At 71.2% G+C, this 13,048-nt stretch carries 8 protein-coding genes and 3 tRNA genes; 3 read left to right on the top strand and 8 right to left on the bottom strand.

Annotated features, from left to right (window positions below; genetic code table 11):
- Positions 1-3 precede the first annotated feature (3 nt).
- From JX575_RS01235 to JX575_RS01225, 3 genes are all read right to left on the bottom strand, one after another.
- Positions 4-1,416, bottom strand: coding sequence for a VWA domain-containing protein (locus JX575_RS01235; RefSeq protein WP_186339894.1), 1,413 nt, complete (start codon positions 1,414-1,416; stop codon positions 4-6).
- Complete coding sequence (locus JX575_RS01230) at positions 1,413-2,282, bottom strand: MoxR family ATPase (protein WP_186339893.1); 870 nt, start codon at positions 2,280-2,282, stop codon at positions 1,413-1,415. The genes JX575_RS01235 and JX575_RS01230 overlap by 4 nt, the downstream gene beginning before the upstream one ends.
- Before the next feature lie 201 nt (positions 2,283-2,483).
- Positions 2,484-2,568: transfer RNA gene (locus JX575_RS01225), tRNA-Ser, on the bottom strand.
- Positions 2,569-2,693: 125 nt separating this feature from the next.
- Between JX575_RS01225 and JX575_RS01220 the strand changes: the two genes are divergently transcribed.
- On the top strand, positions 2,694-3,155 hold the full coding sequence (locus JX575_RS01220; RefSeq protein WP_186339892.1) for a hypothetical protein: 462 nt from the start codon (positions 2,694-2,696) through the stop codon (positions 3,153-3,155).
- A gap of 63 nt (positions 3,156-3,218) precedes the next feature.
- A tRNA-Ser gene (locus JX575_RS01215) sits at positions 3,219-3,309 on the top strand.
- A 470-nt stretch (positions 3,310-3,779) separates the two neighbouring features.
- Here the strand turns inward: JX575_RS01215 and JX575_RS01210 are convergent.
- From JX575_RS01210 to JX575_RS01190, 5 genes are all read right to left on the bottom strand, one after another.
- Positions 3,780-4,790, bottom strand: a complete 1,011-nt coding sequence (locus tag JX575_RS01210) for a LuxR family transcriptional regulator (protein ID WP_186339891.1) — start codon at positions 4,788-4,790, stop codon at positions 3,780-3,782.
- 142 nt (positions 4,791-4,932) lie between these two features.
- Positions 4,933-6,792 carry a phosphoenolpyruvate carboxykinase (GTP) gene (locus tag JX575_RS01205; protein WP_186339890.1) on the bottom strand — a complete coding sequence of 620 codons (1,860 nt, stop codon included), beginning with the start codon at positions 6,790-6,792 and terminating at the stop codon, positions 4,933-4,935.
- A gap of 103 nt (positions 6,793-6,895) precedes the next feature.
- Positions 6,896-8,608 carry a glycosyltransferase family 2 protein gene (locus JX575_RS01200; RefSeq protein WP_206054471.1) on the bottom strand — a complete coding sequence of 571 codons (1,713 nt, stop codon included), beginning with the start codon at positions 8,606-8,608 and terminating at the stop codon, positions 6,896-6,898.
- A 20-nt stretch (positions 8,609-8,628) separates the two neighbouring features.
- The gene (locus tag JX575_RS01195) at positions 8,629-10,881 is read right to left on the bottom strand and encodes an EAL domain-containing protein (protein WP_186339888.1); all 2,253 of its coding nucleotides are present in this window, start codon (positions 10,879-10,881) and stop codon (positions 8,629-8,631) included.
- Between the two features lie 73 nt (positions 10,882-10,954).
- The gene (locus tag JX575_RS01190) at positions 10,955-12,793 is read right to left on the bottom strand and encodes a phosphoenolpyruvate carboxykinase (GTP) (RefSeq protein WP_186339887.1); all 1,839 of its coding nucleotides are present in this window, start codon (positions 12,791-12,793) and stop codon (positions 10,955-10,957) included.
- 171 nt (positions 12,794-12,964) lie between these two features.
- Between JX575_RS01190 and JX575_RS01185 the strand changes: the two genes are divergently transcribed.
- A tRNA-Arg gene (locus JX575_RS01185) sits at positions 12,965-13,037 on the top strand.
- Positions 13,038-13,048: the final 11 nt, after the last annotated feature.

The raw sequence follows: 13,048 nt of genomic DNA, 5'->3' as shown, positions 1-13,048 counted from the left end.
GCGTCAGACGATGCGGTGCACGAACTCGCCGAGCTGGGCGAGGTTGCGGCACTCCACCATCGGCACGATCTCGCCGTAGCGGTCGGCCGCGCTGTCGCCCGTGCCCCAGTGGCGCGGGTGCTCGGGGTTGAGCCACCAGGCGTGCCGCGCGCGGCCGGCGAGGTCGGCGAGCACCGGCACGGCCAGGTCGCTGTAGTTGGACCGGCCGTCGCCGAGGACGAGGAGCGAGGACCGCGGTCCCACGGCGTCGGGGTGGTCCTCGGCGAAGCGGGTCAGCGCGCGGCCGTAGTTGGTGCGTCCCCACAGGGCCGCGTGGGAGATCCGGCCCGACAGCGACTCCATCACCTCCACGACGTCCGCGCCCGGCCGGAAGCTGTCGCTGACCTCGACGACGTCGTCGACGAAGGTGAAGGCGCGCACCCCGCTGAACGCCTCCCGCAGCGCGAACACCAGCATCAGGGTGAACTGCGCGAAGCTGGCGACCGAGCCGCTGACGTCGCAGAGCACGACCAGCTCGGTGCGGTGGGGGCGTCGCGGGCGGTGGTGGGTGGTCAGCGGCACCCCGCCGGTCGCGATCGAGGCCCGCACCGTGCGGCGTACGTCGAGGGGACCGCGCCGCCGGGCGTGCTGCTCCTTGGTGAGCCGGGCCGCCAGCCGACGGGCCAGGGGATAGATCTCGCGGCGCATCTCCTCCAGGTCGCTGCGCCGCGCGGCGGTGAAGTCGAGCCGGTCGATCGTCGGCCGCACGGTCGCGTCGACGACGTGCCCGGGCCCCTTCTCCTCGGCGATGCGCCGGCGGGCGTCACCCTCGACCATCCGCGTGAAGTCGCCGATCCGCCGCCCGGCCGTGCGCTGGGCCTGCTGCTCGTCGAGGCCGCCGTCCAGCAGGCCCTGCACGAGGCGGTCCATCAGCTCGGCGGGCGAGACCCGCTGGAGCGAGGTGTAGGCCGACCAGCTCGACAGCCCGGGTCCGCGCCCGGGCATCGCACCGAAGCGGGCCACCGCCTCGACGGCCAGGCCCTGCAGCGCCTCGCGGTCGCCCGCGGCCAGGGCGTCGGCCAGCGCCTCGCGGAAGCGCTCGAGGTCGGGCCCGGTGTCCTGCGGGCCGACGGCCGCCTCGGGGCGCGCCTCCAGCCCTGCCTCCAGGCCCGCCTCGATGCCGGGCTGCGGCTCGTCGGCGGCCACGCCGTTGCCGACCAGCCGCGGGTAGTAGATGTCGAAGACCGCGTCGAAGGTGACCCGCTGCGGCTGCCGCTTCACCAGCGTCGCGGCGTACGCCGCCCTGACGGTCTCGCGGTCGTGCCAGTGCACCTTCTCGAGCGCGCGGATCGCGTCGAGGCCCTCGGCCAGCGACACCGACAGGCCCGCCGAGCGCAGCGCCTCCACGAAGCCGATGTGGGTGTCGAGCAGGCTCATCTCGTGGCGAGCCTCAGCTCCCGGGCCGCGCGCTGCTGGTCCGAGGCGTGCTTGAGCACGACCCCCAGCGTGCGGGCGACGGTGGCCTCGTCGAGATCGCCCACCTGGAGCGCCACCAAGGTCCGCGCCCAGTCGACGGACTCCGCGATGGACGGCGCCTTCTTGAGCTCGAGCTCGCGCAGCCGCACCACGACGTCGACGAGCTGGGCGACGACCCGCTCGTCGAGGTGCGGCACCTGGCTGGTGACGATCGAGCGCTCCCGCTCCGCGTCGGGATAGTCGAGGTGGAGGAAGAGGCAGCGCCGCTTCACCGCCTCGGACAGCTCGCGGCTGGCGTTGGAGGTCAGCACCACGAACGGGCGGCGCGTCGCGGAGACCGTGCCCAGCTCGGGGATGGTGACCTGGAAGTCGCTCAGCACCTCCAGCAGCAGGCCCTCGACCTCGATGTCGGTCTTGTCGACCTCGTCGACCAGCAGCACCGTCGGCTCCTCGCGCCGGATGGCGCCGAGCAGCGGCCGGGTCAGCAGGAACTCCTCGGTGAAGATGTCGTCGTGGGTCTCGCTCCACGCCCGGTCGCCACCGCTCGCCTGGATCCGGAGCAGCTGCTTCTTGTAGTTCCACTCGTAGAGCGCCCGCGCCTCGTCGAGGCCCTCGTAGCACTGCAGCCGCACCAGCTCGGCGCCGCTCGCCCGGGCCACCGCCTTGGCCAGCTCGGTCTTGCCGACACCCGCCGGCCCCTCGACGAGCACCGGCTTCTCCAGCGCGCCCGCGAGGTAGGCCGTCAGCGCCGTCGCCTCGTCGGTCAGGTAGCCGGCCGCACGGAGTCGCGTCGCGGCGTCCTCGGGGGACTCGAACCAGGTCGTCACGGGGCGAGCGTAGCCATGAGCGCAGCGCTCGCCGCGCTCACGGTGCTCCCGTTCGAGATGCCTCTGCCTCGCTCCGCTTCGGCTTGGCAGCCGCCGGACCCGGCCACGCCCCCTCTGCAGAGCTCTCGCTCCGCTCGGGCTCTGCAGCCGCCGGACCCGGCCACGCCCCCTCTGCAGAGCTCTCGCTCCGCTCGGGCTCTGCAGAGGGGGCGGGATTCGAACCCGCGGTAGGTCTCCCTACGACCGCTTTCAAGGCGGTTCCGATCGGCCGCTCCGGCACCCCTCCTCGTCCGGCGCCGGGGCGCCGCACACCGCGCGACTCTACCCAACGACCGACGCTCCCCGCCGGTCCCGGGCCAGCCCGGGACCCGAGCATCCACACCCGTTCGGCGGCGTGATGAAATCGTGGGCGTGACGACCGAGACCGCCACCGTCCACCGCCTCGCCCCCGCCGTCGCTGCGCGGCTCCTCGGGATCGTGCTGTGCGCCGTCGCCGTGCTCATCCTGGGCAGCACGCTGGCGATCGCCGTGCTCGACCTGCACACCGTCTTCCTGCTGGTGCCCGTGGTGCTCACGATCGTCGTCCTGGTGGCCGCGTGGTGGTGGTGGCGCACGAAGGGCTGGGTGGTCCGGATGACGCCCGAGGGCTACCGCGTGCAGTGGGTGCGCGGGGTCGGCGCCGCGTCCGCACGGTGGAAGGACGTCGAGGACGCCGTCACCACGACTCTTGCCGACGCCCCGGTGGTGGTGCTGCGCCTGCGCGACGGGCGGACGACCACCATCCCCGTCGAGATGCTCGCCGTCGACCGCGAGGCCTTCGTGCGCGAGGTCCAGCAGCACCTCCAGCGTGGGCACGGCCTGCGCAAACTGTGACCTGATTCGGCGCGGACGCGCCCGGCCTTGTAACCTTCAGTCGCTCGGCCGCTGGTCGGGCATGGAGGCGTCGCCTAGTCCGGTCTATGGCGCCCGCCTGCTAAGCGGGTTTGGGGCTAAAACCCCATCGAGGGTTCAAATCCCTCCGCCTCCGCAGTGCCCGGTCCCCTCCCTCGGGAGGGGGCCGGAGCCGCGCCCTCGCCCTGTGCATTGCAGGATCCTGCAATGCACAGACCTGCAGTCTGATCCGGTTACGAGTCACCACCGGCTGGTGGAGAATGAGCATGTCATCCCCTGTGACACGAGCAACGAGGTGAAGAGTTCATGACCCCTGTACGCCGTATTGCCGCCGCAGCCCTCGTGGCCGTGCTCGGACTCGGAATCGCGGGAGTCACCGTGGCGCCGGCCCACGCCCTCGACATCACGTGGGGCAAGGCCAAGCCCCCGCGCTGAGGACTCAGCGTGCCATGATGGGCACGCAGTGAAGAGCTGAGCACGGACCCTCTCAACCCCCCACGAGTCCAGGTCCGACGGCCTCCCCCACAGGCCAGCCTCAGCTGTCGAGGGCAGCAACCTCCGGTTGCTGCCCTCGACTCATCAGGGGGCGTCCGGGGCCTGCAGGTCCTAGGTCGCGGCGCCCGTCTCGTCGGTCTCCCGGCCGGAGATGCCCCGCTTGCCCATCTCGTAGCCGAGCTGGAACCGCGTCTCGACCTCGAACTCGTTCTTCAGGTCCGCGACGTAGCCGGCGTAGGTCCGCGGGCTGACGCCGAGCCGCTTGGCGCCGGCGGGGTCGGCGCGGCCCTCCAGGAGCATCCGGATGGTCATCGCGCGCTGCTCGGTGGCGATGTCGCGCATCAGCGAGGTCTCGCTGCTGGTGAAGGGGCGGGCGCGCTCCCAGTGGCGCTCGAACATGTCGACGAGGTAGCCGACGAGTGAGCGGTCGCTGATCACCATGGCCGCGTCCAGGCCCTCGTGGCTGGGGATGATCGCCGTGCGCCGGTCGACCACGATCAGCCGGTTGAAGAACTCGTCGAGCGTGCGCACCTCGGCGCCCGCGGCCGTCACCGTCGCGACGTACTTGCGGGTGTCGGCGCCACGCCGTGCGGCGTGCTGGTAGAGCGTGCGGATCGTGACGCCGCGCTCGAGCGCGGCGATCTCGTGGGCGACGGACTCGTTGAGCTGCTTGATCCCGCGGCGGTACTGCGGCTGCGCGGTGAGCACCTCGTCCTGGGCTTCACCGACGAGCGAGGTGAGGAAGGTGCCGATCGTGGCGAGGCCGCGGATCTCGGCGAACGGGCCACCGACGGCGCTCGGCGATCGACGCCACGCCTGGGAGAGCGCGCTGAAGGCCTGGGCCCAGTGCGCCGACTCCGCGATGAGCTCGGCACCCTGCTGACCGAGGGGCGCCACGACCTGTGCCTGGACCGCGGCAGGGTCGACCGCGCGCCAGTGCGCGTCGTCCTCCGACCTCGCCACGAGCCCGATCTCGACGAGGATGCCGAAGGCCTCGTGCAGCTCGCCGCCCGGGACGATGCGCTCGTCGGACGCGCTGATGCTGCCGGAGGTGACGATCTCGCCGTAGAGCGGGGCGGCGTGGTGCTCGAACACGCTGCGCTCGTGCTGGCCCAAGGGCATGGCTCACCTCCCGCTTCCCCGACCGGTTGGGAGGATCGTGCCACACCGCCCCCAAGGCTCGTGCTCGAGAGCACGGGACCACACGCGACCGACCCGCCCCCGCGCAGGCAGGGGCGGGTCGGTCGTGGTCGTCCGGCGTGGCTCAGGCGTCGAGGCGCGCCTTGAGGGTGTCGAGCTCGCTCCAGAGGACGGCCGGCAGGTCGTCGCCGAACTTCTCGAACCACTCCTCGATCTGCGGGATCTCGGCCTTCCACTCCTCCGCGTCGACCGCGAGGGCCTGCGCGAGCTGCTCCTCGGTCAGGTCGAGCCCGTCGACGTCGAGCGAGCCCGGTGCGGGCACGTGGCCGATCGGCGTCTCGACCGCCGCGGCCTGGCCGTCGATGCGCTCGATGACCCACTTCAGCACGCGGCTGTTCTCGCCGAAGCCGGGCCACAGGAAGCCGCCCTCGTCGTCGCGACGGAACCAGTTGACGTAGAAGATCCTGGGCAGCTTGGCGGCGTCGTTGTCCTTGCCGATGCCGACCCAGTGACCGAAGTAGTCACCGGCGTTGTAGCCGATGAAGGGCAGCATCGCCATCGGGTCGCGGCGCACCACGCCGACCGCTCCCACGGCCGCGGCGGTGGTCTCGGAGGAGAGCGTCGCGCCCATGAACGTGCCGTGGTTCCAGTCGCGGGCCTCGGTCACCAACGGGATGGTGGTCTTGCGGCGACCGCCGAAGAGGATCGCGTCGATCGGCACGCCGCGCGGGTCGTCGTACTCGTCGGCGAGGATCGAGCACTGCTTGATCGGGGTGCAGTAGCGGCTGTTGGCGTGGCTGGAGAGCTCGCCGGTCTGCTCCGCGAGCTCGGGCGTCCAGTGCTCGCCCTTCCAGCTGGTGGCCTCGGCCGGGGTGTTCTCCAGGCCCTCCCACCACACGTTGCCGTCGGGGGTCAGCGCGACGTTGGTGAACACGGAGTTGCCCTTGCGGATGGTGTCCATCGCGTGGGGGTTGGTGTGCTCGTTGGTGCCGGGGGCCACGCCGAAGAAGCCGAACTCCGGGTTGACCGCCCACAGTCGGCCGTCCTCGCCGATGCGCATCCAGGCGATGTCGTCGCCGATGGCCTCGACCTTCCAGCCGGGGATCGTGGGCTTGAGCATGGCGAGGTTGGTCTTGCCGCACGCGCTCGGGAAGGCGGCGGCGACGTACTTGGTCACGCCCTGCGGCGAGGTCAGCTTGAGGATGAGCATGTGCTCGGCCAGCCAGCCCTCGTCGCGCGCCATCACCGACGCGATGCGCAGCGCGTAGCACTTCTTGCCGAGCAGGGCGTTGCCGCCGTAGCCCGAGCCGAAGCTCCAGATCATCCGCTCCTCGGGGAACTGGACGATGTACTTGGTGTCGTTGCACGGCCACGCGACGTCGGCCTGGCCGGCGTCGAGCGGCATGCCGACGGAGTGGAGGGCGGGCACCCACTGCGGGTCCTGGCCGGCCTCGTCGAGCTCCTCGATGCGCCGCAGCACGTCGGTGCCCATGCGGGCCATCACGCGCATCGACACGGTGACGTAGGCCGAGTCGGTGATCTCCACGCCGAACATCGGGTGCGCCGCCTCGAGGTGACCCATCACGAACGGGATGACGTACATCGTGCGACCGCGCATGCAGCCGGCGTAGAGCCCACGCATGAGCTCCTTCATCTGCTGCGGGTCCATCCAGTTGTTGGTCGGGCCGGCATCGCGCTCGTCGACCGAGCAGATGTAGGTGCGGTCCTCGACACGGGCCACGTCAGTGGGGTCGGAGGCGGCGTGGAACGAGTTGGGCATGACGTCGGGGTTGAGGCGGGTGAACGTGCCCGTCGCCTCGAGGGACGCGGTGAGCTGCTCCCACTCCTCGTCGGAGCCGGTGCACCAGTGGATGGCGTCGGGCCGGGTCAGCTCGGCGACCTCGTTGACCCAGGCGAGGATGCCTGCGTGCGTGGTCGGGGCGGATGGGCTCTCGGGCGTCTCGGTGTCGATCGTGGCGGTCATGACCGTTCCTCACAGCTTGCGTCGCAGGTGGTTCGCGCGGCCTCGTTGTCGGCGACTTGCTGGGGACGCTAACGCCCGTGATCAGGTCCACATATTGGATCGATCACAGACCTGTGACGTGGGTCTCGCTACCCGGGCGCATGGTTGCGGGTCCGGCGGAAACGCTTCGGGGCGCGGCGCTCAGATCGGGGCGTCGGGGTCGATGCTGCGCGTCTCGGCGCGCCGGTTGCGGGTGCCGAACCAGTCGCGGACGTAGACCTTGGGCAGGATCTTGGCCACCGCCAGGGTGAGGTAGACGATGGTGTTGATCGCGACGAATGCGGACAGCACGGCGATGAACTCCTCGCGCAGCGTGCTCTCCGGAAGGATGATCCCCCACACGATCATCGGCCGTCCTCCGTCCGCGCGCCGTGCCCGGGCTGCACCACATGCTTCCAGGTGGCCTGCCTGTCCAGGACAGGTCCCACACGCCCTTGACGTAGACGACGTTGAGGAACGTGGCGTAGAAGAGCTCGGGGAACAGGCTCAGGCCGAGCAGCCTGGCCCGCCACCCACCGCGCCACACGGTGACCACCCGCTCGACGGTGAAGACCAGGCCGACGCCGATCCAGAAGGGGAACCAGACCCAGGTGTCGGTGGCGATGAGCATGAGAATGATGAGGGTGAGATAGCTGCCGAGGGCGATGACCCCGTAGCCGATGCCGAGCTGCTGGGCCCAGTAGCGGAACGTCGAGGGACGCAGCCCGTAGGCGCCGAGGTTCTCCAGGGCCCCGCGCTGCCAGCGCAGCCGCTGCGCCCACAGGGCGCGCCACGTCGGCATCACCTCGGTGACCACCGTGCACTCGGCCGGCGAGATCATCAGTGCGCCCAACGACTTCAGCGCGATGGTCAGCTCGTTGTCCTCGGTGAGCGCGACGGTGTCGTAGACGTCGCCCGGGATGCCGGGCAGGTTGCGCCCGCGCTCCTCGGCGACGGCCTTCAGCGCCCGGGCGCGGAAGACGGACGCGGTGCCGGTGAGGACGAACACCCGGCCCCGGCGACGCTTGAGGTCGCGCTGGTAGCGGGTGTACTCGTTGCGCTGGAACTGCCCGATCAGTCCTGCCCCCTCCCCGCCGTAGAACAGCCCGCCGACCGCCATCAGGGCACGGTCGTCGCTGAGGCGTCGTACGGCCCCCGCGAGGAAGCCCGCGTCGAGGGTGGTGTCGGCGTCCATGACCATCACGCAGTCGTTGTCGCCCATCCCGGGCAGCACCCGGGCCAGCGCCTGGTTGAGCCCGCCGGCCTTCTTCTTGGTGTTGGCGACGGTCTCGAGGACCTCGACCCCCGCCTCGCGCGCGAGCGGCACGGTGCGGTCGGTGCAGTTGTCGGCCACGACGATGATGCGCTCGGGCGGGTGCGACTGCGCGCGCAGCGAGGCGAGCGTCTCGGCGATGCACCCCTCCTCGTTGCGGGCGGGGATGAGCACCGTGATCGTCACCGGGCCGGCGTACACGCCGCGGGTCTCGGCCATCACGACCTTGGGGGCCAGCGGCATCCGGCCGGGGTCGTCGCTGCGCCGCGCGTGCGTGGCGATGCGGCGCTCGAACAGCGCGACGCCCGCGGCGAGCAGCAACGCCACGCCGACCGCCGCCAGCAGCACCCGCGGCGGAGGCGCCGCGGTGTCGTAGAAGACCTGCCACACGCCGAGCACCACGCCCTCCTCGGGCGCCTCACCCGCCTCGGGGTCGCCGGCCGCCACCGCGAGCCAGAGCAGCAGGGCGCCGAGGGAGGCGGTGCCGATGATGGCCAGTCCCACGGACCGCTGGACCCATTGCATCTGTCGAAGCCTCCTGTGCCTCAGTCGCCGTCGCCGAGGGCCGCGACGCCTGCGACGCCCGGGGTGAGCGCCGCGGCGGAGGAGAGGTGGGTGGCGACGAAGTCGTCGAACGGCACCGGCCGCCCGATGAGGTAGCCCTGGGCGAAGTCGACCCCCTCCTCGCGGCAGATCTCGAGGATGCGCGGCTCGGAGACGAACTCGGCGACGGTGCGCTTGCCCAGGTCGCGGGCGATGCCGACGATCGAGCGCATGATGGTGCGGTCGACGGGTGACTCGTGCACGTGGGCGACGAACTCGCCGTCGATCTTCACGTAGTCGAAGAGCAGGTGCTTGAGGTAGTAGAACGACCCGAAGCCGGCGCCGAAGTCGTCGAGGGCGAACGCGCACCCGAGGTCGGTCATCCGCGTGGCGAAGTCTCGCGCGAGGGCCACGTCGGCCACCGCGGCGGTCTCGGTGATCTCCAGGATCAGCGCCGACGGGTCGACGCCGTGCGTCGGGAGCCCGTCGACGATGGCCCGCTCGATCTCGGGGTTGCCGATCGAGTGGCCGGACAGGTTGACCTCGAACTGGAAGTCGGGCCGGTGGTCGCGCCGCATCCGGCCCAGCAGCTCGAGACTGTGGTCGACCACCCAGGCGTCGACCTGGGGCATCAGTCCCACGCGCTCGGCGATGTAGACGAACCGCGACGGCGGGACGAGCTCGCCGTCGTCGTCGCGCAGCCGCAGCAGCACCTCGGCGGAGGTGATCCGCCCGGTGGCCATGTCCATGATGGGCTGGAGGTGGAGCTCGAACCGGTTCTCGATGAGCGCCTGCTCGACGCGGCTCACCCAGTGCAGCCGGGCGGCCGTGCGCGGCCCGCGCGCGTCACCCTCGGACAGCACGACGGCCTGGTTGCGGCCGGCGTCCTTGGCGTCGTACATCGTCATGTCGGCGAGCGCGAGGACGTCTGCCGCATGCTCGGCGGCGGCGCGGAACGTCACCGCGCCGACACTGGCCGTGACGCGGCTGGCCACGCCGTCGAGGGTGGCGGCGTGGTGGGCGATGCGCTCGACGACGAGCTCGGCCACCCGTGCGGCGTCGGCCTGGTCGCCGTCGGTGAGCAGGATCGCGAACTCGTCGCCGCCGACCCGCGCCACGACGTCGGTGCTGCGGATGGAGCGGCGCAGCAGCCCGGCGATCGTGACGAGGAGCTGGTCGCCGGCGTTGTGCCCGAGCGTGTCGTTGACCTGCTTGAAGTTGTCGAGGTCGAGCAGCAGGAGCGCGCCGGTGGGTCCGTGGCGCTGGCAGCGGTCCAGGTGCCGCTCGAGCTCGCTCTCCAAGCGCCGCCGGTTGGCGAGGCCGGTGAGCACGTCGTGGTCGGCGAGGTGGGCCAGGCGGTCGAGGTAGCGACGACGGTCGGAGATGTCGACGACGTTGATCATCACGATCTCGCCCATCTGCGGGTCGCCGACCACGGTGCTGCTGAGGGAGGCGCTGACGTCGTGGCCGCCGGAGTCGCGCAGGTTGCACTCCGACTGCAGGGAATCGCCGCGATAGCTCGACACCCGGTCGAGGTGGTCCTGGACGCGACCCTCACCCGGGGTCTCGAAGTCCGCGAAGCGATGGCCGACCATGTCGGGCGGGTCGAGGCCCACCAGGACGGCCATCGAGATGTTGACCCGGATGATCGTGCCGTCGGGGTCGAGGAGGGCGACGCCGTGCGGGGCGTCGTCGAAGAGCCGCTCGACCCGGTCGTTGGACACCTGGACGCGGCGGCTCTGCCGCTCGAGGTCGCGCACGATGCGTTGCAGGACGGGGGCGATGACCACCGCGACCGTGGCCCACAGCACCGCGCGGCGCCAGTCGCCGAGCGCGTAGCCCGGCAGCCCGATGAGCGCGATCGGCACGACGACGGTGAGCACGGCCAGCAGGCTCGCGACCCACAGCTGGGTGCGGCTTCCGGTGATGGCCAGCCAGAGGATCGGCAGCAGCAGCAGGACCGTCGTGCCGGAGGACGACCCCCCGTCGCTGGCCCCCGCGGCGTCGTTGACGAGGGCGGCGAAGGGGAACAGCAGGTAGGCCGCGACCGGGTCGAGCCACGAGCGCGTGCTGCGGCGCTGGCCCAGCGCGTAGACCACGACGACCAGCACCAGGCACAGCACCGCGAGCCCGACCACCCACCACGGACGCTCGTAGGGCGGCAGGAGCACGGTCACGAGGCCGGCGACAGCCACGATGCCGAACGGCGCGGCGATCGCAGGCCCACCTCTCCTCACGTCGGTGAGGGATGACACGGGTGCAGCGCCCCGCACGAAGCGACGTCGCACCGCCCCATCGTACTGGGGGCGTGCGACGTCGCGCGCGGGTTCAGTCGGTCTCGTCGAGGTCCGCCGCGACGCGGCGGTGGGCCTCCCAGATCTCCTCGGGCATCCGCTCGAACTGCGCGAGGTGCTCCTCGCGGAAGCCCATCTCCTGCTGCCAGCGCTCCTTGTCGATGCTCAGGATGCGCTCGAGGTCCTCCGCCGGCACGTCCATGCCCGAGAGGTCGAGCTCCTCCTCGGTCGGCAGGATGCCCACGGCCGTGCGGCGTCCCTCCACCTCGCCGTTCTTGAGCTGGAGCAGCCAGAGCAGCGGGCGCAGGTTGTCGCGGTAGCCGGGCCAGAGGAAGTGACCGTCCTGCGGGTCCTTCTGGAACCAGTTGACGTGGGCGAAGATCGGCTGCTCCTTCGCGGCGCCCACGATGTCGAGGTAGTGGCGCGCGTAGTCGCCCTCGCCGTAGGCCATGAAGGGGCGGTTGGACATCGGGTCGTAGCGCAGCTGGCCGTCGACGCCCTCCGCCGCGAACGTCGCCTCGGCGCCCAGGGTGAGGCCGTCGTAGACGCCTTCGGCGAGGTCGGTGATCGCGCGGATCAGCGGCTCGCGGTCGCTCGTGCGGCCGCCGAAGATGATCGCGTCGATCGGCACGCCGGGCGGGGCGTCGTAGTCGGGGGCGATGTTGGGGACGTTGTCGAGCGTGGTGGTGAAGCGGCTGTTGGGGTGCGCCCAGGGCGCGGTGTCGTTGCTCTTGCGGTCGGCCAGCGGGGAGCCGGTCCAGTCGAGCCAGCCGCGCACGTCCGACGGCGGCTTGGGGGTCTTGCCCTCCCACCACACCTCGCCCGTCGACGGGTTGTAGGCGACGTTGGTGAAGATCGCCTTCGAGCCCTCGTCGACGGAGTGCAGGGCGTTGGGGTTGGTGGTCTCGTTGGTGTCCTTGGCGACGCCGAACACGCCGTACTCGGGGTTCATGCCCATCAGGCGGCCGGACTCCTCGTCGACCCACAGCCACGCGATGTCGTCGCCGTAGAACGCCACGTGGTAGCGATCGCCGAGCGCGTCGGGGGCCGCCATCATCGCGAGGTTGGTCTTGCCCGAGGCGCTCGGGAAGCCGCCGCAGACGTGGTAGGTGCGGCCCGTCTGCTTGTCGTGGATGCCGATGAGCATGTACTGCTCGGCGAGGAACTTCCGGCTCGCCCAGCCGTCGTACGCCCCCTGCCGCAGGCCGTGGGCGATCTTGCCCAGCAGCGCGTTGCCGCCGTAGGAAGACCCGAAGTGCAGGATCGTGCGCTCGTCGGCGACGGTGACGAAGTAGCGCTGGTCGTCGGGGGTGCCCTGACCGAGGTGCTCGAGGTCGCCGGTCACGTGGACGGCGCGGACGAACGAGTCGGGGTCGTCGAGGTCGTTGACGAACTGCACGCCGACGCGGGCCATGCGGATCATGTGGAGCGCGACCGTGCGCGTGTCGGTGAGCTCGACGCCCGCCGCCCAGCGCTCGAGCGGGTTGCCGGCGGGGGCCATCAGGTAGGGGATGACGTACATCGTCCTGCCCGTCGACGCCCCGCGCATCCGCTCGCGCAGCAGCGGCTTCATCTCCGAGGCGGGGCGCCAGTTGTTGTAGACGCCGCGGTCCTTCTCGTCGTTGGTCGCGACGATGGTGCGCTCCTCCGAGCGGGCGGTGTCCTTGTAGTAGCTGCGGGAGTAGTAGCGGCCCTCGCCCGCCGGCTGCAGCTCACCGGCCGCGAGGGACTCCTCGATCAGCCGGGCGTCGTCGGAGGCGTTGACCACCTCGACGCGCTCCGCCCCGGTGAGCTCGGCGTACTCCCTCACGAACTCGCGGACCTTCGGGTTGGTCAACCCGGCCTCGTCCATCACTGCCTCGAGATCTGTCATGGCGCTCCCTCTCGTCGTGCGGCGGTGCGTCGCCGCGATGCGGGTTGCTTGGCACCCTAGGGCACCGCCGCCTCGCCCGATCCGTCCTCCCGGGGGTGCTGATTTCGCCGCTTCGGACTGCGTCGGCTATCCTCGACCAGTCGTCGCGAGCCCGCCGGTTCGCGCAGACGGGCGCCTGTAGCTCAACGGATAGAGCATCTGACTACGGATCAGAAGGTTTGGGGTTCGAATCCCTACAGGCGCGCAAGACCCGGA

Source organism: Nocardioides sp. zg-1228, from assembly GCF_017086465.1.
GTDB lineage: Bacteria > Actinomycetota > Actinomycetes > Propionibacteriales > Nocardioidaceae > Nocardioides.
The sequence above is the reverse complement of the archived record's forward strand: the minus strand, read 5'-3'. Positions and strand labels throughout refer to the sequence as shown.

Bases quoted from the DNA above. Each gene is read 5' to 3' on its own strand.
- JX575_RS01235 (WP_186339894.1), bottom strand. From the start codon at position 1,416: ATGAGCCTGCTCGACACCCACATCGGCTTCGTGGAGGCGCTGCGCTCG.
- JX575_RS01210 (WP_186339891.1), bottom strand. From the start codon at position 4,790: ATGCCCTTGGGCCAGCACGAGCGCAGCGTGTTCGAGCACCACGCCGCC.
- JX575_RS01205 (WP_186339890.1), bottom strand. From the start codon at position 6,792: ATGACCGCCACGATCGACACCGAGACGCCCGAGAGCCCATCCGCCCCG.
- JX575_RS01200 (WP_206054471.1), bottom strand. From the start codon at position 8,608: ATGCAATGGGTCCAGCGGTCCGTGGGACTGGCCATCATCGGCACCGCC.
- JX575_RS01190 (WP_186339887.1), bottom strand. From the start codon at position 12,793: ATGACAGATCTCGAGGCAGTGATGGACGAGGCCGGGTTGACCAACCCG.